Here is a 21,813-nt window from a genome sequence, read left to right as displayed (position 1 = left end):
CGGCGGCACGCAAACCGCAAGAGAGCCACACCCACAACCGCGGGTGGGCAGCCGCAAGAAGAGCATCCCGCCGAGCACCTGGACCGAGTCTGGCCGGACGCCGGTCCTACGGGAATCGTCTAGTAGCGGCCGGGAACGACGCCATCACCTTGCTCAGCAGGTGCCCCCCGACGCCTGACCCCCCGACGGTGACGAGGCAGACCTGCTCGTCGGGCCGGTAGCCGAGCTCGTGCCGCAGGCGCTCACGATCGCCCAGGTCGGCCTGGTCGAAGCCGGTCACGTAGCCGGTGAAGTCGAAGTGCTGCTCGGTCCAGTCCCGGATCGTCGGCAGCCCGGCACCGAGCCCGTGCTCGACGACGTCGTCGGGGTTGCCGACGAAGATCGACCGGTCGCGGACCTGTGGCTGCCGGGCGATGTGCTCGACCATCTCCGCGTTGTAGTCGGTGGCCAGGAACGACTCCCGCTCCCCGCCCTCGGGCATCGGCAGCCAGCCCACGAAGTCGGTGAGCCAGGCGAACGGCGCCCGCTTGAGGCTCGGGTTCTCGTGCAGGTGGTAGTCCAGCTCCCAGGCCTCGTCGCCGACCCAGAGGTCGTACTTCTCCTCGCGGACGAGGTCGTCGAACACCATGAAGTTGGCCATGAGGATCTCGTCCATCCGCCGGATCGCCTGGAAGGCGTGCAGGTCGTGCTCGGCAGACTCCGCCTCGATGTGTCCGGACTCGCTCGCGAGGAACGCGCTCGCGGGGTGGAGCCGCTCGCCCTCGTCGGCGAGTACCCGGGTGACCGGGTCCTGGGCGAGCCAGTCGATCTGTAGGTCGGGGACGAGCCGCCGCAGCTCCTGGGCGATGGCCACGTCCCGGCGTGCGTGCCCGAGGCCGATGGGGGAGCTGATGAAGAGGGCCCGCGGTCGCCCGCCCGACCGCTTGCCGCTGACGCCTGGCCGGAACGTGGGATCCATGAACTCGCGGATCGCGTGGTTGACGAGGACCGGGTGGCGCCCCTGCGGTGCGTGGTCCCCACCCTCGACCGCGAGGAGGCGGCCGCCGGTCACCCGGGCCAGCTCCTTGGCGTCCGCATGGGGCGTCAACTTGTCGTGCGTGCCGCTGATCACCAGCACGGGGCACTGGACCTTCTGTGCGAGCGCGGTCTGGTCGCGCCGGGTGATCGGCGTCGCCCCGTCGGCGACCGTGGCCAGGATCAGGCTCTCCGGATCGCCCTCGAGGGCCCAGCCCACGACGTCGTCGAAGCCCTTCGTCGAGTGCGGCTCCGCGGTCGCGGTCGCCGCGAACCACTCGACGAACGCGCGGAAGTTGCTGCGCAGGTGCACGGCGTTGAAGGCGAGGAAGCCCCGGGTGCTGATCGGCTTGCGGAAGAAGAGCGGTGCCAGCCGGGGGCTCGACATGACCCGCCAGCGCAGCGAACGGAGGGTCCGGCTGACCGGGAAGAAGGGGCCGACGAAGACCAGGCCCAGCACGCGTTCGGGGTGCTCGGCACCCAGCAGCAGGGCACGTTGGGTTCCACGCGAGAGGCCGACGACGAAGGCCTGCTCCGTGCCGGTCGCGTCGAGCACGTCGACAGCGTCCTGCGCGAACTCCGCCTCGGCGTAGGCCTCCCGGGTCCGCGGCCGGTCGGAGCGGCCGTTGCCGCGCGGGTCGAACACGATGACGCGGTAGTGGCGGGCGAGGTAGGCGATCTGCATCTTCCAGACCCGCGAGTGCACGAGGGTCCAGGTGGGGCAGAACAGGATGGTCGGATCACCGTGGCCGTAGACCTCGTAGAAGACCCTGACTCCGTCGCGCTCGATGAAGCCCTCGGTGTCGGGATGAGCAGCACGGGTCTGCTCGGACGGCGCCTTGCCAGTTCTCGCGACGAGCCTCATGACAGGGTCCAGACGATCTCGAGGGGAAAGGCGGGGAAGCCGTCGAGCTCGCCGAAGTCCGCGCCGAGGCCAGGGACCTGGGTCCGGTAGGCGGAGACCGCCTTCAGCTTCCGTTCCCGTTCGGCGTCGTCGAGGTGGTGCAGGGTCGGCCGCGCCCGGGTCAGTCCGACCTCGCGGAGCCGGCGCTCCCACTGCGCAGCCGCCTCGCGTGCGGAGGCGGTGTCCGTCCCGTTGATCCAGGCGGGCCACCCGCGACGTACGGCGTGGGGGTGGTCGGCGTAGAGCCGCACGCGTTGACCGGACGCGGCCAGCTCGACGGCCGCACGCCGGACCCGCTCGTGGTCGGCGTGGTCGCCGAGCGCTGCGGGGGCGTAGACAACGACGTCAGCGTCGATCAGGTCGCGCAGCCTCGCCACGATGCCGCCGACGGACTGTCCCGCGGGCTCGTACTGCTGGTCGAGGAAGTCCAGGTGGATCGCCGATCGCCCGGCCACGGCGATCGCCTCTGCGTCCTCGGCGCGGCGCTCCTCCATCCGAGCAGCCGAGTCGGTGGCACCCGTCTGCTGGTCCCACCACGACGCACCCGACCCCGGCGGGGGCGAGCCGGCGAACACGTTGATCACCCGGACGTCGCCGGGGCCGCAGAGGACGTGCCAGCAGGACAGCACAGCGTCGTCGAGGTGCGGGGACAGGATCACTGCCGGCGGGTGGGACATGTTCGGAGAGTAGGTCCGCGGCGGGGCTCCCCTCTATGTATTCGTACACGGAGCCGTGCCGGCAAGCGGCCCTATACTCCGGACGTGGGAGCCCAAGGATGCCCGCAGTGCGGCAGGGAGCTTCCCCCCGAAGCCAGGTTCTGTGCGTACTGCGGCGCCACCCTCGTGCCGACGCCGAACGCGAGCCCGGCACCGATCCGCACCCCGACCCCGGGGTCCCGTCGGTCGGAGCGCCGGGTCATCACCGCGCTCTTCGCCGACCTTGCCGGTTCCACCCAGCTCGGGGAGGCCCTGGACCCCGAGGACTTCCGCGACCTCACCGGAGGTGCGCTCGCTGTCATGGGTGCGGCGATCGAGGAGCTCGGCGGGACCGTGCGGGGCACCGCGGGGGACGGGGTGCTCGGCCTGTTCGGGGCCCCTACGGCGCACGAGGACGACGCCGAGCGAGCAGTGCTCGCCGGGCTGCTCCTCGTGCAGCGGATGCGCGGTTACGCCGCCGACGCCGCCGACCGATGGGGAGTGACGGGCCTGCGCGTGCGGGTGGGGATCGAGACGGGGCTCGCCGTTCTCGGTGAGGTGCGCGCCGGCAGCCAGGTGCAGTACGACGCCAGCGGGGACTGCCTCAACACGGCCGCGCGTCTGGAGGGGGCCGCCGACGCCGGCGGTGTGCTGGTCGGGCCGGTCACCCACCGGCTCGTCAGCGAAGCCTTCGACTGGGGTGAGCTGCGCCCGCTCAGCCTCAAGGGCAAGGCCGACGCAGTCCTGGCGCGTCACGCGCTGGTCGCTCGAGCCGATCGCCGGCAGGACGGGCCGGGCGCGGAAGCACGGCTGGTCGGGCGGGACCGCGAGGTGGCGGTGGCCGCTGAGGTCCTGGCCGGCGTGCGCGCGGGAGGTTCGCGGGTCGCCTTCGTGACCGGGCAGGCCGGCATCGGGAAGACCCGGTTCCTCAACGAGCTCCGTGCGATCTTCGAGGCCGCCGATCCGCTGGGTCCGCGGCCGATCTGGCTCACCGGCACCTGCGTCTCCTACGGAATCGACGAGCCCTACGTCCCCTTCCGACAGGTGCTGCGGCAGGCCCTGGGCCGCGATGTCGACTCGTTCGCGAAGGTGCGCGACGCCGTCGCCGCACTCGTCGGCCCGGAGCGTGCCGACGAGTGCGCCCCGGTGCTGGGCATGATCCTCGGGCTGACGCCGACCGGTGACCTCGCCTCGCGGGTGGCCTCGCTCTCGGCCGAGTCCGTCCTGCAGGTGGTGATCGACGCGTTCATCGAGCTGGTCGAGGGACTGGCCGCACTCGGACCGGTCGCGGTCGTGCTCGACGACCTGCACTGGGCGGACGCGGCGTCGCTGCGCCTCGTCGACCAGCTGGCCGAGGAGCTCGGCGACGCCGTGCCGGTGCTGCTGGTGCTCGCGATGCGACCCGAGACGGAACGTGCGGCGTGGACCTTGAGGGAACGAGCAGTTCGGAGCCGCCCGCAGCGCTGCACCGAGCTCAGCCTGTCCCCGCTGGAGCGCCACGACGAGCTCGGCCTGATCGCCGACCTCGTCGGCGAGGGGACCCTCCCCGACGAGCTCGAGTCGGTCCTCCTCGGCCGTGCCGAGGGCAATCCCTTCTACCTGCGAGAGCTGCTCCGGTCCCTGCAGGACACCGGCGCGATCGTCGAGTCGCGGGGCGGCTGGGTGTTCGACCCCACCGTCGCCGTCGAGGTGCCCGAGACCGTCGAACGGGTGGTGCTGGCCCGCATCGACCGGCTCTCCCCGGGCGATCGCGACCTGTTGAGCTCGGCTGCAGTGATCGGGCGGGAGTTCGACCTCCCGCTGTTGGGCCGGGTCGTCGGCGCCGACCTGTCGTCTGACTCGTTGGCCAACCTCACCCGGCTCGGCCTGTTCGAGGCGTCGGCGGGCGCCGACCACCGGTTCAGCCACCCGCTGATCCAGGAGACCGCCTACACGAGCATGCTGCGCCGTGGCCGGGCCGACCTGCACGCGCGGGTGGCAGCAGCCATCGAGGACCTCGTCGAGGACGCCTCGGTCGAGCACGCCGCCGTCCTCGCCCGGCACCACAGCGCTGCGGGCCATCCGGCCGAGGCCGTCCGCTACCACCGGCTCGCCGCGATCGCCGCGCAGCACGTCGTCGCGATGGACGAGGCGCTGAACCAGCTCGACCTCGCCCTCGCGGCCGCGGGATCGCTCGACCCGGCGGCGGCCCGCACCCAGATGCCCGAGCTGTGGTGGCTGCGCGGTTGTGTACGAGGTCGCGTCGGCGACTACGCGGGGGGCGCGGAGGACCTGCGTCGATCGCTCGACGGCGCGAGGCTGGTCGGCGACACCGGGATCGAGATGCTCGCGCTCGACGATCTCGGCTGGCTGATCCGCACCCATGGTTACGAGGAGGCGATCGGTCTCCACGAGGCGGCGCTGCAGATCGCCGAGCGACAGGACGACCGAGCCACCCAGGTCAGCGCGCTCAGCCGGATGTCGCTGATCCACCTCAACCGGCTCCGCTTCGACCTGGGCCTCGACCTGGCCCAGCGCGCGCTCGACATCGCCCGCGGGACCGGCCAGGACCGGGTGCTGGGGACGGCGCTCGACTGCCTCAAGCTGGCGGCCCTCCAGGTGGGCGACCTGGAGCTTCTCGAACGGACGGTGGCCGAGATCGTCGAGGTCCAGGAGCGCGCCGGCGACGTCTACCTGCTCCAGTGGGCCTACATCGAGGGAGCGTCGGTACCGCTGGCCCGGGGTGACCTCGCGGGCGCCAGAGCCCGTATCGACCAAGCGACGGAGATCAACGCCCGCTTCGCCGCCGACCGGCTCTCGACAGCGCTCACGCTCGAGGCGAGGTCCTGGATCGACCGGGCCGGGGGCGACCCCGACGCTGCGGTGGCAGCAGTGCACGCGGCGGTGGTCACGATCGGCGCGCAGACGACCCCCGAGTGGTCGGCCTGGCTCGGCGCGAGCCTCGGGTCGCACCTGATCGAGCAGGGTCGGGCCGGGGAGGCGATCGGGGTGCTGGAGAGCGCGCTGCTGCACTCCGAGGCGATCCAGAGCCCGCACCGCTCCTTCCGGGCGGCCAGCCACCTCGCCCTGGCCCGTCAGCTGGTCGGGGACCTCGAGGGAGCGGCGGTGGCGTTGGCGCGGGCCAAGGAGGTGCTCGCGACGATCACCGCACCCCCGGGCGCCCTCTTCCTGGACGGCTACCGGTCCTACCTCGCGATCGCCCGGACCAGCATCGCCTCGGGCGACGCCGACGGCGCCCGCGTGCTGCTGGCGAGCGTGGGCGAAGCAGCGCGGCGCCACGGCTGGCGTACGGCGGAGCAGGAGGTCGCCGCCGTGCTCGACCTCGCGACCGACGGTCACAGGTAGCGCTGCTTGAGGCCCTCCAGGTCGTGCACGGTGTAGCTGCGTCGGTCGGTGGAGACCAGGCCGAGCCCGCGGAGCGTCTGGAGTGCCTTGGCGACGGCCTCCCGTGAGGCTCCGGTCCAGCTGGCCAGCTCGTCCTGCGAGATGGGCAGGTCGATCACGTGCCCGGCCGGCGTCGCGGTCCCGAAGCGCTCCACCATCTCCACCAGGCGGGCGGCGACCCGCCCGACGGCGTGGGAGGCTCCGAACTCGACCACCTTGCGGTCGGAGTCCCGGAACCGCCGGATCATGTTCTGCAGCAGTCGGGTCGACAGGGTCGGGCTCTGGGCGACCAGTGCCCGGAAGTCGGCTGCCGGCAGGGCCAGCGCCTCGACCGGCTCGATCGCCTGGACCGAGCTCGAGCGGGGGTTGCCGTCCACCACGGCCATCTCGCCGAGCAGGTCACCGGGTCCGCGGAAGTCCAGGATCACCTCGCGGCCCTCCTTGGTCAGGTAGGTGACCTTCGCCCGCCCCGACACCAGCACGAGCACCTCCGTGCCGGCCTGCCCCTCGCGCATCAGCGCCTCGCCGGTGCTCCAGCGGCGCAGGCGTGCGCGGGACGAGATCGCCTCCCGGTCCGCGGGGTCGATCTCGTCGAAGAAGCCGACGCTCAGACCCGCGCCCGGTGCCGTCATGCTGGGACGCTACCGGGTTCGGGGTGGCGGGTCGACGCACCTGGGGACGGTTGCCGGTGGTCGAGCTTGCTACGCCCTCGCGCAGGTCAACGCGGCCCGGACGACACCCGCGAACGCCTGGGGGTGGTCCCATGCCGCGAAGTGCGCGGCGCCGGGCACCGGTCGGGTCGCGTATCCCCACCGCTCGGCGAGAGCGCGCGCGGCCCGATGGCGAGGCTCGGGGGACGACGCGCCGACGGTGACCACCACCTCGCCTGCGGCCGCCGAGGGCGGACCCGGCTCGAACTCTCGGAACATCGCCAGCTCGGCGGCCGTCGTCGGGTCGTCGGTCTCCACCATGCTCGGCGTCCAGGAGTCGCCGTAGAGCGCACGGGCCAACCCCTGCGTCCCGCCGCGGTCGAACGCTGCGGCGACGGGGGCGAGCAGGTCCGGGCAGAGGCTGCCCACCGCCGGTTCGTGCAGCACGGCTCCGGCGAGCGGCGTGCCGCCGGCGACCACCGCGAGCCCGAGGGTCGCGCCGCCGCTCATCCCGACCAGCCAGGATCCCCGCGCGAGGTCGGCCAGCCAGTCGGCCTCGCGCACGAGATCGCCGGTCCGGGGCCGCTGCGGCGTCTGCACGTCGTACCCCTCGAGGTAGGGAACCAGGCGGTCCCACACCGCCGGGGACGTCGCGGTCCCGTGCACGAGGACGACGCGGACAGGAGCAGGCACGGGCTCAACGTAGGGGAGCGCGGGGGTCTTGCCGCGACTGTCCGGACCGGTTCACGCAAACGTCACAGGTGATCACGAGGCTCCGAAACATTGCGTGTCCAGCCTTGTATACAGCGCGGCATACGGCGCGCGGACGGCCAGGACGGAAGGGAGAGGCGCCGGCGTGAACACCAGTGCGACACGGGCCTCAGCGGCGCAGCTGCTGCGCGAGCGCGCGTACACGCAGATCCGGAAGATGGTCATGCTGGGAGAGTTCCCGACGGGCCAGCGCCTGGCCGAGGAGCCTCTGGCCGAACAGCTGTCGGTGTCCCGGACGCCGGTGCGCGAAGCCTTCGTCCGGCTGCACGCGGACCGCCTGCTGAAGCGCTTCAACGACGGCGGCTACTACGTCGCCGAGATCGACCTCTTCGACATCCGCGACCTCTACGAGCTCCGGCTGACCCTGGAGATCCGCGGCCTCACCCGGGCGCTGGAGCCGGGCATCCAGCACGACCGCGATGCGTTGGTGGACCTGCGCGAGGACTGGCTGGCGATCCAGGACGCCCCGCCGGCCGCCGACGGCTCCTTCATCGAGCTCGACGAGGGCTTCCACCTCGCGCTCCTGCGGTCCTCCGGCAACCTGGCGATGGCGGAGACCCTGGAGGCGGTCAACGTCCGGATCCGACCCGTCCGCACCTTCGACTTCCTCACCGAGGACCGCATCGAGTCCTCCATCGCAGAACATCTCGGGATCGTCGAGGCCGTCCTCGACAACGACATCGCGCTTGCCGTCGACCGGCTCAGGGAGCACATCGGAGTCTCCCTGGACGTCGTCGAGCAGCGCGCCGCTGAGGCGATCCGTCAACGTTCGCTGCGTGGCCGCCGACTTCGAGGAGCCTGACCATGAACCATCGCCACCCCTTGCTCGAAGTGATCGGGCTCTCCAAGAGCTTCGGTGACATCCACGCCAACACCGACGTCAGCCTCGAGGTGTGGCCGGGCCAGGTCCACGCCCTCGTCGGCGAGAACGGCGCCGGCAAGAGCACGCTGCTGAAGATGATCTACGGCGTCTACCACCCGGACGCCGGGCAGCTCGTCTTCGACGGCAAGGAGGCGGTGATCGGCTCGCCCTCCGACGCTCGGCGACTGGGCATCGGGATGGTCTTCCAGGACCTGCGGCTGGTGCCGGCCCTCACCGTTGCGGAGAACGTCGCGCTGGCCATCCCGGGAGGTCTCCGGCTACGTCTGGGCGCGCTCAAGGCGCGGATCGACGAGGCCAGCGCACGGTTCGGCCTGGCCGTCGACAGCTCGGCGCGGGTCGGGCACCTGTCCATCGGCGAGCGGCAGCGCGTCGAGATCCTCAAGGTGCTGATGACCGGCGCCCGGTTGGTGATCCTGGACGAACCGACCAGCGTGCTCGCCCCGCAGGAGGTGGAAGCACTGTTCGGCGTGGTCGAGCACCTGCGCTCGCAGGACTTCGGCGTCGTGATCGTCACGCACAAGCTCGACGAGGTCCGGGCGATCGCCGACCAGGCGACGGTGCTGCGGGGTGGCCGTGCGGTCCTCACCAACATCAACCCGGGCGACCACTCCGACGGCGAGCTGGTCGAGGCGATGGTCGGACGCAGCGTCGCCGACCTGCAGCGGCCGCCCGGTCGGACCGAGGCGAGGCACGTCGTACCGGCGCTCGAGCTGATCGGGATCGACTGCGACGGGGACGGGGGACACCGGGCCCTCAAGGGCGTCGACCTCGTCGTGCGTCCCGGCGAGCTGGTCGGGATCGCCGGAGTGGCGGGGAGCGGCCAGCGCGAGCTGTGCGAGGTCGCGCTCGGTCTCCGGCGCCCGCGCGCGGGCAAGGTGCTCGTGAACGGTGAACCGGTGCGATCACCCCAAGCAGCGCTGGCGGCGGGGGTGGCGAGCGTGCCCGAGGACCCGGTCGCTGACTCCGTGGTGTCCCGTCTCGACGTGATCGCGCACATGGCGCTCAACGGCCGTCCACTGCCGAGCAAGCGGCTCGGGATCGACTGGCGCAGGGTCCGTGGCACCACCCAGGACGCCGACGACCGGCTCGGGCTACGGATCGCCGCTGGCCACCGTCGTGTCTCCGACCTGTCCGGCGGCAACATCCAGCGGGTCGTGCTCACCCGCGAGCTCGCGCTCGACGCGAGCCTCGTCGTGGCCGCCTATCCGAGCCGGGGACTCGACATCGCGAACGTACGGCGGACCCAGGAGATCCTGCTCGAGCGCAGGGACGCCGGCGCCGGCGTCCTCGTCGTCAGCGAGGACCTCGACGAGCTGATGAGCCTCGCCGACCGGATCCTGGTCATGCACGACGGCCACATCTCCGGTGAGGTGCTGCCCGCAGCCTTCGACCGGCAGTCGATCGGGAGCCTGATGACCGGGGGTGCCGCATGAGCGCCGAGGCCAAGGTCGCGGACGCGGAGGTCCGGACCGTCCCCGTGGTGGCCCGCGTCGTGCCTGTGATCGCCCGCTGGGTGGGCGCCCTCAGCGTCGCTCTGGTCCTGTTCAGCGTCCTGCTGCTGCTCAAGGGAGCGAACCCGATCACCGCCTACACGGGGATCTGGGAGACGACCTTCCTCCGGTCGCGGCCGCTGCAGGAGATCTTCGTCCAGATGACGCCCCTCGTCCTCGGGGCGCTCGCGGTCGCCGTCCCTGCTCGCGCGGGACTGACGAACGTCGGCGGCGAGGGCCAGATCATCATGGGCGGTGTCGGCGCCTGCGGCGCCTCCCTCTTCCTGGGGGACACGGCGTCCGGTGGGGTGATCCTCGGCGCGATGATCGTCTGCGCGATGCTCGCCGGGGCCCTGTGGGCCGGGCTCGCCGCGGCGATGCGCCTGGTCGCCGGCGTCAACGAGGCGATCAGCACCCTGCTCCTCAACTTCGTCGCCCTGGACCTGCTGCTCTTCCTCATCTACCAGCCGTGGCGCGAGAGCCCGACCGGGCAGCCCGCGACCAAGGAGCTCGTCGACGTCGCGAAGCTCCCGGTCATCTCGGGGACCCAGGTCAACATGGGGCTGGTGCTCGCGATCGGCTTGGCCGTCGTGGTCTTCGTGGTCCTCACTCGGACGAAGTGGGGCTTCAAGATCTCGGTGGCGGGCGGCAACGCCGAGGCGGCCCGCCGCTCGGGGCTCAACGTCCCGGTGCTGATCCTCTCGGCCCTCCTGATCGGAGGGGCGCTCGCTGGTCTGGCCGGCATGATCCAGTTCGCCGGTGTCGAGTACAAGCTCCGGGCCAGCTTCGGGTACCAGCTGGGCTACACCTCGTTCCTCGCCTGCTGGCTCGCCCGGCACCAGCCGTTCCCGATCCTCGTCGCGGCGTTCGTGTTCGCTGCGCTGTCGGTCAGCAGCGACAGCCTGCAGCTCGACGCCGGCGTACCGGCGGCATCGATCCACGTCCTCACCGCCCTCATCCTCATCGCCGTCCTCGGGTTCACGGCCCAGCGAAAGAAGGCCACCGCATGAGCCTGTTCGTCGACGTCCTCAGCGGCGGTGTCAGTGGGGGCACCTCGATCATGTACGCCGGGGTGGGGGAGACGGTCTCGGAGCGCGCGGGAGTGATCAACCTCGGGACCGAGGGTTCGATGCTCGTCGGGGCACTCGGCTCCTACGCGGTCGGGGTGGAGACGGGGAACCCGTGGGTCGGTGTCCTCGCCGGGGCCGCTGCCGGTGGCGCGCTCGCCCTCCTGCACGGCTACCTGGTGGTCCGCCGAGGAGCCAGCCAGTTCGCCTCCGGGCTCAGCCTGCTGTTCCTCGCCCTCGGTCTCACCTCGTTGTTCGGTGCCACGTACGTCGGTCAGCCGGTCGTCGGGTTCGACACCTGGGAGATCCCGTTGCTCAGTGACCTGCCGGTGCTCGGTCCGGTGCTGTTCCAGCACGACCCGCTCCTCTACCTCGGCTACGTGCTCGTGCCCACCGTCTGGTTCGTCCTGTTCAAGACCCGGATCGGCCTGCTGGTGCGCACCGCGGGCGAGCGCGCCGACTCGCTCACGGTGCACGGCTACAGCGTCGATGCGATGCGGATCGGTGCCGTGACGGCCGGCGGCGTCCTCGCGGGGATGGGTGGCGCGCACCTCGCCACCGCCTACGCCAACGCCTGGTTCGAGAACATGGTGGCCGGCAGGGGGTTCATCGCGGTCGCGCTGGTCATCTTCGCGACCTGGAGTCCGTGGCGGGTGCTCGGCGGGGCCTACCTCTTCGGGTGTGCGATCGCCCTCGGCCCGGCGCTCCAGGCCCGCGCCTTCGAGATCAACCAGTTCTTGCTGGACGCCGTTCCGTTCGTGCTGACCCTCGCGGTCCTCACCGTCCTCGGCAAGCGGACCCTGTCGGCCTCACCGGCCGAGCTCAAACGGGTCTTCGAGAATGCTCCGCCCTCCGGCTGAGCCCGTCCTACCCACCCAAGGAAACGCCCGAGAAGGACACCGCGCCTCCGGCCACAGGAGCTGGACAACTCATCAGGCCGAGGCGCGGTGCGTGAACAAAGGAGAGATCCCATGTCCGTACGTCAATCTACCCCTCGCTGGGCGGTGGGTGTGGGGCTCGCCTGCGCCGCGCTCGTCGTCGCCGGCTGCTCGTCGGCCACGGAGTCCAGTGGGTCCGGCTCCGACGAGCCTGGCAAGGACACCCCGGCCGTCGGCTTCATCACCGTCGGTCCCAAGGACGACTTCGGCTACAACCAGGCGGTCTACGAAGGCAGCCAGGCGGTCGAGGACGCCTTCCCCGACCTGGAGGTCATGCTCGCCGAGAACGTTCCCGAGGACGACTCGGCCGCGACGACCATGCAGCGGATGATCGATGACGGCGCGAAGCTGATCTTCGCGACCAGCTACGGCCATCTCGATGCGGCGCTCAAGGTCGCCGAGGAGAACCCGGACGTCGTCGTCGTGCAGCAGGGCAACACGATCACGACCGACATCCCGGAGAACTCAGGCACGTACTTCGGGACGGTGTACGAGCCCATGTACCTCGCCGGGATCGCGGCCGGCGCGGCCACCGAGAGCGACAAGCTGGGCTACGTCTACGCTTTCCCGATCCCGCAGACGATCGCGAACATCAACGCGTTCGAGCGCGGGGCCCAGTCGGTCAACCCGGACGTCGAGACGATCACGGTGAGCACGTCCTCCTGGTGCGACCCCGGCAAGCAGCAGGCCGCCGCCGAGAGCCTGCTCGCCGAGGGCGTCGACGTCCTCACCCAGCACCAGGACTGCACCTCGACGGTGATCCAGGCGGCCGAGAAGGCCGGCGCGATGACGGTCGGCTACCACGCCGACGCCTCCGAGCTCGCCCCCGAGGGCTGGCTCACCGGCGCGGTCTGGGACTGGGGCCCGGTCTACACCGACATCGTGCAGACGGTCGTCGACGGCGACTTCGTCGGCAGCGGGTACAACGACAACTTCCGGGTCGGTTACAAGACCGGGACCAACCCGTTCGTGCTCGCGCCGTACGGACCCGGGGTCTCCGAGGAGACCATCGCAGCGATCGAGGACGCCCAGGCCTGGCTCGGGACCGAGGAGGGCTCGCCCTTCGCGGGCCCGGTCCTCGACCAGGACGGGGAGGTCGAGATCGAGGAAGGCGTGATCCCGACCTATGCCGAGAACGACGCGATGGACTTCTTCGTCCAGGGTGTCGTCGGCAACCTCGCTCAGTGACCGGCTCCTGACATGTCGACCGTCGCTCGCACCACTCCCTATCCCTGGCCGTGGGACGGCCGGCTCGACCCGGCGCGGCTCGCGCTCGTCGCGGTCAGCCCGCGCACGAGTGGTGAGGACGTCCCGGACCGGGAGCTGTGGCAGGTGGTGCGGGCGACGGCGATGCGGGTGCGCGCGGCGGGTGGGGTGGTGGTCCAGGTGACCACGACTCCGCCCGACCGCTCGGCCGGGCATCGTGACCTGCGCGCCGACGTCGGTGCCGACGTCGTCGTCGACGCGGCGGGTGTGGACGGCTTCTACGGGAGCTCGTTGGACGACCTCCTGCGCCGCGGCTCCCGCGACCAGCTGCTGCTGAGTGGAGCGTGGCTCGAGACGAGCGTCCACTCCACGATGCGGTCAGCCAACGACCGCGGCTACGAGTGCCTCCTGGTGCTCGACGCGTGCCAACCCTTCGACGCGAGCCTCGCCCGCGCCGCACGTTCTCAGATCGAGATGTCCGGGGGGATCTTCGGCGCGGTCGGCTTCCGCGCCGAGCTCCATGACGCCCTCCGCTCCGCCTGAAAGGAATCCCCATGCAGACCACCACCTTCGGCCCCGTGGACGCGCAGCCCTACTCCTGGCCGTACGACGGCTCGTTCGCCCCGCGCTCGACCGCCCTCATCAACATCGACTGGCAGGTCGACTTCTGCGGCCCCGGTGGCTACGTCGACCGGATGGGGTACGACCTGTCCCTGACCCGGGCGGGCCTCCCGGCGACCCAGGCGGTCCTCGCGGCCGCGCGGTCGGTCGGCATGTTCGTCGTCCACACCCGGGAGGGCCACCGTCCCGACCTGGCGGACTGCCCGCCCAACAAGCTGTGGCGCAGCCAGCAGATCGGCGCCGGGATCGGCTCCGACGGTCCGTGCGGCAGGATCCTCACCCGCGGCGAGCCCGGGTGGGAGATCGTCCCCGAGGTCGCGCCCATCGACGGTGAGCTGATCATCGACAAGCCCGGCAAGGGGTCCTTCTACGCCACCGACCTCGACCTGCTGCTGAGGACGCGAGGGATCACGCACCTGATCTTCACCGGCATCACGACCGACGTGTGTGTGCACACGACGATGCGCGACGCCAACGACCGCGGCTACGAGTGCCTGCTCCTCACCGACTGCACCGGTGCGACGGACCGCGGCAACTACGAGGCGGCCCTGAAGATGGTCACGATGCAGGGTGGCGTCTTCGGCGCCATCGCTCCGTCCTCCGCCCTCCTGGAGGTCCTCGGGGTGAAGGCCGGCGCCGCATGACCCTGCCTCCACTGGACCTGTCGGCGCTCCAGGAGGGCTACCTGTCCGGGGCACTCACGCCGCTCGGCGTGGTCGAGGACGTGCTGGACCGGATCGCGGTCCGTGGTGCGGACGGTGTGTGGATCTCGCTCGTCGAGCCCGACCTCGTCCGTGCGGCCGCCGCCGGCCTGGACCCGGCGACCCGTGACTCCCCCCTGTGGGGTGTTCCGTTCGCCGTCAAGGACAACATCGACGCGCTCGGGACCCTCACGACCGCCGGGTGTCCGGGGTTCGCCTACGCGCCGGACGCGTCCGCGCCGCTGGTGGATCGGCTGGTCGCTGCTGGTGCGTTGCTGATCGGCAAGACCAACCTCGACCAGTTCGCGACCGGGCTCAACGGCACCCGAAGTCCGTACGGCGTACCGACCTCGGTCGCGGACCCGCGGTTGATCTCCGGTGGCTCGAGCTCGGGCTCGGCGGTGGCGGTCGCCGCCGGCCTGGTGTCGTTCGCTGTGGGCACCGACACGGCGGGGAGCGGCCGCGTGCCGGCGGCACTCAACGGGGTGGTGGGGACCAAGCCCTCCCGAGGACTGGTCAGCACACGGGGAGTGGTGCCGGCCTGCCGGTCCTTGGACTGCCCGTCCGTGTTCGCGCTGACGGTCGGTGACGCCACCACCGTGCTGGCGGCGATCGCCGCCTACGACGACCTCGACCCGTTCTCCCGCCCGTTGCCGGTGCCGTCGCCGGGAGTGTCGCCGAGCCCCGTCGCGGGCCTCCGGATCGGCGTCCCCGACGTGATCGACGCCTGGGGGGCTCGGGGCGAGCGATCGTGCTGGGAGGAGCTGCTCGGCAAGCTGGCCGCAGCCGGGTCCGTCCTGGTACCGGTGGGGATGGAGCCGTTCTTCGACGCAGGTGACCAGCTCTACGGCGGCGCGTGGCTGGCGGAGCGTCTGTCGGGGATCGAGGGATTCGTGGGACCTCGGCGCGACCAGGTGCTGCCGGTCATCCACGAGGTGCTCCGGGGCGCTGAAGCGATCTCCGGGGTGGACACCTTCACCGCGCTGGACCGGATGCGCGAGCGTCGTCGGACCGTCGCCAAGGCGCTGGCCGGGATCGACGTGCTGCTCACGCCGACCGTGACCGGGACGTTCGAGATCGCCGAGATGCTCGCCGACCCGGTGGCGCTGAACACCCGGCTCGGTCGGTTCACCACCTTCACCAACCTCCTCGATCTCTGTGCCGTCGCGGTGCCGGCCGGCCGCGGGCCAGGGGGACACCCCTTCGGGGTGACCGTGCAGGCCGCCGCGGGCAAGGACGGGAGGGTCGCCGCTGTGGGGGCGGCGATCGAGGCCCTCCTGGCCGAGTCCACCGTGCCCGCGGCGGCCCGTCCGACCTCGGGGGGCGAGGCCCTCGACCTCGCCGTGGTCGGCGCGCACCTGGCCGGCTTCCCGTTGCACGGTCAGCTGGTCGATCTCGGTGCGGAGCTGGTCGTCCGCACCCGTACCGCTCCCCGCTACCGGCTCTATCGACTGCCCGGGGCCGTGCCGCCCAAACCCGGGCTCCGTCGGGTCGAGGCGGGGGGAGCCGAGATCGCGGTCGAGGTGTACCGGGTGCCGCTGACGGAGGTGGGCAGGTTCCTGGCGCAGGTCGCCTCGCCGCTGGCGATCGGGCAGGTCGAGCTGGTCGACGGCTCGATGGTCCACGGCTTCGTCTGCGAGCCCTGGGTCCTCGACGGCGCCGAGGACATCAGTGATCACGGAGGATGGGCCGCCTACCTGGAGTCGACCTCCGCCGGTTGACCCACTGCGGACCCTAGGGTGCGGGCATGACCCTGCCGGTCCCGACGTCGACCCTCGGTTGGGTCGTGCTCGTCCTCGACATCCTGCTCCGCTTCGTCGCCCTCGGCGTGATCCCCGGCAACCGCAAGCCGTCGACCGGGATGGCGTGGCTGCTGCTCATCCTCATCGAGCCGATCATCGGCTTCACGATCTTCCTGTTCTTCCGGGCCCGGCTCGAGCGCCGGCGGGTGGCGCGCCAGCAGGAGGCCATCGCCGCGGTCCGGGTGCGGACCGACGGGCTCGACCTGGGGTTCGACGAGGACATGCTCAGCCCCCAGCTGCAGAGCATCGTCGCGCTCAACGAGCGGCTCGGCGCGCTGCCGATGAGCGGCGGCAACGAGGTCCAGCTGTGGCCGGACTACGCCGGGGTGATCCACGAGATGGCAGCCGAGGTCGACCGCGCGCGGTCGTTCGTGCACGTGGAGTTCTACATCACCGCCTGGGACGAGGTGACCGACCCGCTCTTCCAGGCGCTGGTCCGCGCGACGGAGCGCGGCGTCGTCGTACGGCTGCTGTTCGACCACCTGGGCTCGCGCCGGCTCAAGGGCTACCACCGGATGATCGGACGGCTGCGGAGGTCCGGGATCGACTGGCACCCGATGCTCCCGATCCAGCCGTTGCGCGGACGGTTCCGGCGACCCGACCTGCGCAACCACCGCAAGCTGCTCGTCGTCGACGGCAGCGTCGGCTTCACCGGCTCGCTCAACCTGACCGAGCCCGGCTACCACAGCCCGAAGAACCACCGGCTCGGCCGCGAGTGGGTCGAGCTGATGGTGCGGCTGGAGGGGCCGGTCGTCGGGGCTCTCAACGCGGTCTTCGCGACCGACTGGTTCGTCGAGACCGAGGAGACCGTCGACCTGGTGCCGGTCCACGGCGCGCCGGACCGGCGACCGGACGAGATCTTCGAGGTGCCGTGCCAGGTGGTGCCGAGCGGGCCGGGCATCGTCAAGGAGAACAACCTGCGGATGTTCACCGCGCTCCTCTACTCCGCCGAACGGCGGATCTCGCTCACCTCGCCGTACTTCGTCCCGGACGAGTCGCTGCTCTATGCCGTGACGACGGCCGCGCAGCGCGGGGTCGAGGTGGAGCTGTTCGTCAGCGAGGTGTCGGACCAGTTCATGGTCGGCCACGCGCAGGCCTCCTACTACAAGGCGCTGCTGGCTGCCGGGGTCCGGATCTACCGCTACCCGGCGCCGTACGTCCTCCACGCGAAGCACTTCACGATCGACGACACGGTCGCGGTCGTCGGCTCGAGCAACATGGACCTGCGCTCGTTCGGCCTCAACTTCGAGATCTCGCTGATGCTCCCGCACGGCGAGGTCGTCGCCGCCCTCCGCGAGGTGGAGGACACCTACCGCGCCCTCTCCCGGGAGCTGACCCTGGAGGAGTGGCGCCAGCGTTCCCCCGGCGCCAAGTACGTCGACAACGTCATGCGGCTCACCGCGTCCCTCCAGTAACCCGCCGACTCGCCCCCCTTGCCGGCGCGAGTCGCCCCTCTTGCCGGCGCGAGTTGCCCCTCTTGCCGGCGCGAGTTGCCCCTGTTGCGGGCGCGAGATGGCACTGGCGGGTGGTGCGGCGCGGCATGTGGGCAGGATTGGCTGTTCGGCCCGGCAAGGTGGGCGATTCGGCCCGGCAAGGTGGGCGATTCGGCCCGGCAAGGGGGGCGATTCGGCGGGCTCACCAGACGACGCCGCGGTCGACCACCAGGTTGGCGCCGGTCACCGAGGCGGCGGCGTCGGAGGCCAGGTAGAGCAGGTTCTCGGCGACCTCGATCGGCGGCATGAAGCCGGGCATGACGGACTGGCTCTTGGCGATCAGGTTCCAGTCGGTGCTCTCCGGCAGGCCGTGTGCGGCCGCGTGGATCATCGGGGTGTCGATGCCGCCGGGGGAGACGCAGTTGACCCGTACGCCCCGGGTGCCGAACTCGACGGCCAGGGACCGCATGCCGAGGAGGAGGGCGGCCTTGGACGCGCAGTACTGCGCGTTGTAGGGCTGGCCCATCACCGAGGAGATGGAGGCGACCGAGACGATGTTGCCCTTGCTCTCGACGAGCGCGTCGGCGAAGCCCTGGGCCAGCAGGATCGGGGCCAGGGCGTTGACGTCGAAGTGCTGGCGCAGTCCGGCGGCGGTCAGCGTGCCGAGCTCGGCGAACCGCTGGATGCCGGCCACGTTGCAGAGCACGTCGAGGCCGCCGAGCTCGGTGAGGGCGTCGGTGACGAAGGCGTCGCGCGCGGCGTCGTCGGAGAGGTCGCAGGCGACGACGCTCTCACCCGGCGCGACGTCGGTGCCGATGACGCGGGCGCCCTCGGCGCGGAACAGCTCGGCGACTGTCCTGCCGAGGCCGCCGGAGGCGCCGGTCACGACCACGCGCTTGTCGGTGAAGCGCTGGGCGCGGGGCTGGTCGGTCATCGGGTTCTCCTCGGTCCTGGGCGGACGGCGTCCGCACCCGGAGCAGATTAGAACACGTTCTAGTTCGACGGGAAGTGCTGGGCGTGCCTGGTCAGGCCGGCCGGGTCGCCGCGGCCACGATCAGCCGCACCAGCACCTTGACCCCGTCGCTGGTGAGGTGGACCCCGTCGGAGGTGAAGTAGCCCGGGTGGCCGGCCGCCGCCTCGTGGAAGTCGACGACCCGCACGTTGTCGAAGCGGCGTGCGACCGACTCGATCGCCGCGACGCTCGTGCTCTCCCAGGTGCGGTCGACGCGCGGGGTGATGAGGAAGACCCGCGCGTTCTCGTGCTCCTCGCAGAAGCGCGCCAGCGCCGCGGCGTCGATCGCGCCGTTGGTGCCGATCCCGAGGATGTAGTTGCCGCCCGGACGGTTGAACTGGCTGTAGGACGCCGCGACCTCGAGCCCGGTCCACGGCTGCCGACCCACCTCGGCGTTGATGGTGATCTTGGGGACCTCGTCACCGAGCGCCGGTGCCAGGTTGATCATCAGCGAGTCGCCGATCGCCACCGTGTGCCGGCCGCGCAGCGGCGCGGTGGGCGAGAGCCACGGCTTCGGGTGCTGGGGCAGGTGCGCGGCCCGGGGGACGATCGGGAGCGGCGGGGGACCCGTGTCGCTGCCCACCGGCGCGGACCCGGTGATGACGGTCGTCGGCCCGTGCTGGGACGGCGGCGGCATGTTGACGCCCGCCAGCGCGAGGCAGGCCAGCAGCGCCGGGGTGACCGCGGCGACGAACGCCGGGCGGCGCCAGCGTTGCGGCAGGCCGCGGATCCCCGCCGTCGCCCGCCGGGTGACCTCCTTGAAGCCGAGGCGTCGTACGGGACCCTCGACCAGGCGGTACGACGCCTCCGCGCACAGCAGGGTGACCAGGATGATCGCGATGCTGCGCCCGCGCGAGTAGTCGCCGATGGTCTGGGCGGTGGAGAACGCCACCAGCACCGGGTAGTGCCACAGGTAGATCGAGTAGGAGCGCCGTCCCACCGCGCCGACGAGGCCGCGGTCGACCCGCACGGCGTACCGCGCGATCGCCGGGGCCTGGAGCGCCAGGATCATGCCGGCCGAGGCGACCGCGGCGATGAGGATGCCGCCGCGGTAGGCGAACGCCGCGGTGTCGGACAGCGCCACGACGAGCAGCAGCCAGCAGCCCGACGACGTCAGGAGCGCCAGCCACGCACGGCGGCTGTCGAGGACCGACTCCATCCGCGGCGTCAGCCACGACTCGTTGTCGGCCGCGTAGTGCAGCGCGAGGGCGAGGAACGCCCCGATGAGCAGCTCGGCCATCCGGGTGTCGGTGCCCATGTAGCTGCGGTTGGGGTCGGTGGCCGGGTCGTAGAGGACCGCCATCAGCGTCGTCGAGACCAGCACCAGCCCGCCGACGGTCGCGAGGATCGCGTCCTTCTTGCGCACCAGGATCAGCAGCGCGAGCAGGACCAGCGGCCAGGCGACGTAGAACTGCTCCTCGATCGCGAGGGTCCACAGGTGCGCCAGGGGCGAGGGCAGCCCGAAGGAGTCGAAGTAGGAGACCTCGTGGAAGATCATCCACCAGTTGCTGCCGTAGAAGAGGGCGGCGAAGCCGTCGCCGCGCACCTTCGACAACAGCTCGGGGGCGAAGAGCATCGAGGCCGCGAGACTGACGATCACCACGACGTAGGCGGCGGGCAGCAGTCGGCGGAGCCGTCGCAGCCAGAACGCGCCGATGTCCGCCGAGCCGCGGCTCTCGATCTCGCCGAGCAGCAACCGGGTGATCAGGTAGCCCGACAGCACGAAGAACAGGGTCACCCCGAGGAAACCGCCCCCGAGGACCGGCGATCCCAGGTGGTAGCCGACGACCGCGATCACCGCGACGGCACGCAGGGCGTCCAGTCCGGGCACCCGGGTGCGGGTGGCCCGGCTGACGGCACTGACGGTGCTGACGGGCGGAGCCGGGGGCATGACGGGGAGGGTCCTTCGAGGCTGATCGTGTTTCAGGGGCGTGCTGGGGGAGCAAGAACAATCGTCCACTTATCCGGCGTCTGCAACGAACTTTCGAGACATTGCCTGCCGCGTGTTCTCTCTCACGTCAGGCTCCCGTCAGTCTCACCGTAGGCCCCGTCACGTGAAGTGACGGTCCCGCCACGACCGCATCCGCGCCCGGGACGCCCGTGCTGCCTCGATGATCGGCTTCATCGCCGGTGCCTTGCCGCGGATGATCGCCCGTCGCGAGACCCGTTCGTACGACGGCGCGTCGCCCGCCCACCAGACCGGCTCCTGCATCTTGAGCACGAACGGGATCGCCTGCTCGGCCGAGGCCCGTCCCCAGGAGATCGCCTGCTCGAGCGACCTCGCGTTGGGCGCGAGGGTCAGCGGGGAGAGGGTCGGCGACGTCTCCAGCAGGTAGTCGCAGTACGGCGCGTTGCGCACCATCTGGAGGTTGACCGCCCGCGTGATCGGGGTCAGCCAGAGGTGCCGCGGGTCGAGCTGGGGGTGGAAGCAGTCCAGCGCCAGGTAGGTCGCGTTGCGGGTGCCGATCCGGCCGCGCTGCACCTTGATCCAGGCCTGCTCGGCCGGCACGTTGCTCGCTGCGCCTCCGTCGACGAGCGCGGCGACGTCCCGGCGCTCGAGGAGCTCGTCGAGCAGCGGCACCATCGCCGGGTCGCTCGTCTCGTGGTGGAGCACGCCCGGGATCGCGGCCGAGAACGACGCCGCGTCGACGATGGTGAGCTCGCGGGTGAGCTCGTCGTCGCCCAGCACGATCGGCTTGACCATCCGGGTGTCGATGAACGAGGCCACCTGCCAGAGGCGGCGGACCATCTGCGGGCCCAGGCCGATCGGGCGGACCGGCATCGAGCGCAGCTGGAGGTAGGCGAGCTCCTGGCGGCGGAACGACGCCGGCAGCCGCTTGAAGAGCTCGCGGTGCACCCCGGCCACGACCGTGTCGAACGGGATCGCGGTGTCCCGCATCCGCAGCTGCCGCCCGTCCGGCCCCTCGAACATGGCCGCGGCGAACTCGTCGTACCGCAGGGACATCACGCTGGTGAGGCCGTGCCGTCGCCGCAGCGGCTCGGGGCCGAGCAGGGAGCGGTAGGTCAGGGACTGGGCGAACGCGAAGTAGTCCTCGAACGGGATCGGCAGCTCGCGGACCATCACGCTGCCGAGGACGGCGCCGATCGAACCGCCGATCAGGTAGTCGGGGACCAGGCCGGCCTCGACCAGACGCTGCACGGCGCCGAGGTAGACGAACCCGGCACCGCCGCCGCCGCCGAGAATGAGGACCAGGCTCTTGCAGCCGACCTCGGCGTCGGGC

17 protein-coding genes are annotated in these 21,813 nt (G+C 71.4%); 10 read left to right on the top strand and 7 right to left on the bottom strand.

Annotation, left to right across the window (positions count from 1 at the left end; genetic code table 11):
* Window positions 1-106: 106 nt before the first annotated feature.
* Together H0487_RS15440 and H0487_RS15435 are read right to left on the bottom strand one after the other, a co-directional pair.
* Window positions 107-1,879 carry an alpha/beta fold hydrolase gene (locus tag H0487_RS15440; protein ID WP_183095125.1) on the bottom strand — a complete coding sequence of 591 codons (1,773 nt, stop codon included), beginning with the start codon at window positions 1,877-1,879 and terminating at the stop codon, window positions 107-109.
* On the bottom strand, window positions 1,876-2,595 hold the full coding sequence (locus tag H0487_RS15435) for a PIG-L deacetylase family protein (RefSeq protein WP_183095124.1): 720 nt from the start codon (window positions 2,593-2,595) through the stop codon (window positions 1,876-1,878). The genes H0487_RS15440 and H0487_RS15435 overlap by 4 nt, the downstream gene beginning before the upstream one ends.
* Before the next feature lie 84 nt (window positions 2,596-2,679).
* Here H0487_RS15435 and H0487_RS15430 point away from each other — a divergent pair, with 84 nt between their 5' ends.
* The gene (locus H0487_RS15430; RefSeq protein WP_183095123.1) at window positions 2,680-5,958 is read left to right on the top strand and encodes an ATP-binding protein; all 3,279 of its coding nucleotides are present in this window, start codon (window positions 2,680-2,682) and stop codon (window positions 5,956-5,958) included.
* Here the strand turns inward: H0487_RS15430 and H0487_RS15425 are convergent.
* Together H0487_RS15425 and H0487_RS15420 are read right to left on the bottom strand one after the other, a co-directional pair.
* On the bottom strand, window positions 5,949-6,629 hold the full coding sequence (locus H0487_RS15425) for a Crp/Fnr family transcriptional regulator (RefSeq protein WP_183095122.1): 681 nt from the start codon (window positions 6,627-6,629) through the stop codon (window positions 5,949-5,951). The genes H0487_RS15430 and H0487_RS15425 overlap by 10 nt on opposite strands.
* 69 nt (window positions 6,630-6,698) lie before the next feature.
* Window positions 6,699-7,340, bottom strand: coding sequence for an alpha/beta fold hydrolase (locus H0487_RS15420; protein ID WP_183095121.1), 642 nt, complete (start codon window positions 7,338-7,340; stop codon window positions 6,699-6,701).
* A gap of 163 nt (window positions 7,341-7,503) precedes the next feature.
* Between H0487_RS15420 and H0487_RS15415 the strand changes: the two genes are divergently transcribed.
* From H0487_RS15415 to cls, 9 genes are all read left to right on the top strand, one after another.
* Window positions 7,504-8,220, top strand: a complete 717-nt coding sequence (locus tag H0487_RS15415) for a GntR family transcriptional regulator (RefSeq protein ID WP_183095120.1) — start codon at window positions 7,504-7,506, stop codon at window positions 8,218-8,220.
* 2 nt (window positions 8,221-8,222) lie between these two features.
* Window positions 8,223-9,734: an ABC transporter ATP-binding protein gene (locus tag H0487_RS15410; protein ID WP_183095119.1), complete on the top strand. Its 1,512-nt coding sequence runs from the start codon at window positions 8,223-8,225 to the stop codon at window positions 9,732-9,734.
* Window positions 9,731-10,801 carry an ABC transporter permease gene (locus tag H0487_RS15405; RefSeq protein WP_183095118.1) on the top strand — a complete coding sequence of 357 codons (1,071 nt, stop codon included), beginning with the start codon at window positions 9,731-9,733 and terminating at the stop codon, window positions 10,799-10,801. The genes H0487_RS15410 and H0487_RS15405 overlap by 4 nt, the downstream gene beginning before the upstream one ends.
* Window positions 10,798-11,718, top strand: coding sequence for an ABC transporter permease (locus tag H0487_RS15400; RefSeq protein ID WP_183095117.1), 921 nt, complete (start codon window positions 10,798-10,800; stop codon window positions 11,716-11,718). The genes H0487_RS15405 and H0487_RS15400 overlap by 4 nt, the downstream gene beginning before the upstream one ends.
* A 111-nt stretch (window positions 11,719-11,829) precedes the next feature.
* Entirely contained in the window at window positions 11,830-12,984 is a 1,155-nt protein-coding gene (locus tag H0487_RS15395; protein ID WP_183095116.1) for a BMP family ABC transporter substrate-binding protein, read from the top strand.
* 12 nt (window positions 12,985-12,996) lie between these two features.
* Window positions 12,997-13,545 (top strand): cysteine hydrolase family protein, encoded by a 549-nt coding sequence (locus H0487_RS15390; RefSeq protein WP_183095115.1) that lies wholly within the window; start codon window positions 12,997-12,999, stop codon window positions 13,543-13,545.
* A gap of 11 nt (window positions 13,546-13,556) precedes the next feature.
* Window positions 13,557-14,267 (top strand): biuret amidohydrolase, encoded by a 711-nt coding sequence (gene biuH, locus H0487_RS15385; RefSeq protein ID WP_183095114.1) that lies wholly within the window; start codon window positions 13,557-13,559, stop codon window positions 14,265-14,267.
* On the top strand, window positions 14,264-16,045 hold the full coding sequence (gene atzF, locus H0487_RS15380; protein WP_183095113.1) for an allophanate hydrolase: 1,782 nt from the start codon (window positions 14,264-14,266) through the stop codon (window positions 16,043-16,045). Before biuH ends, atzF begins: the two co-directional genes overlap by 4 nt.
* A gap of 26 nt (window positions 16,046-16,071) precedes the next feature.
* On the top strand, window positions 16,072-17,541 hold the full coding sequence (gene cls / locus H0487_RS15375) for a cardiolipin synthase (protein WP_183095112.1): 1,470 nt from the start codon (window positions 16,072-16,074) through the stop codon (window positions 17,539-17,541).
* A gap of 220 nt (window positions 17,542-17,761) precedes the next feature.
* On the opposite strand, the gene H0487_RS15370 is transcribed toward cls, so the two are convergent.
* From H0487_RS15370 to H0487_RS15360, 3 genes are all read right to left on the bottom strand, one after another.
* On the bottom strand, window positions 17,762-18,493 hold the full coding sequence (locus H0487_RS15370) for an SDR family NAD(P)-dependent oxidoreductase (RefSeq protein WP_183095111.1): 732 nt from the start codon (window positions 18,491-18,493) through the stop codon (window positions 17,762-17,764).
* Window positions 18,494-18,584: 91 nt separating this feature from the next.
* Entirely contained in the window at window positions 18,585-20,462 is a 1,878-nt protein-coding gene (locus H0487_RS15365) for an acyltransferase family protein (RefSeq protein ID WP_183095110.1), read from the bottom strand.
* A gap of 159 nt (window positions 20,463-20,621) precedes the next feature.
* Window positions 20,622-21,813, bottom strand: a 1,192-nt coding sequence (locus H0487_RS15360; RefSeq protein ID WP_183095109.1) for a patatin-like phospholipase family protein, incomplete at its 5' end; no start/stop codon positions are given.

It is taken from the genome of Nocardioides stalactiti (assembly GCF_014180715.1).
GTDB lineage: Bacteria > Actinomycetota > Actinomycetes > Propionibacteriales > Nocardioidaceae > Nocardioides > Nocardioides stalactiti.
The sequence above is the reverse complement of the archived record's forward strand: the minus strand, read 5'-3'. Positions and strand labels throughout refer to the sequence as shown.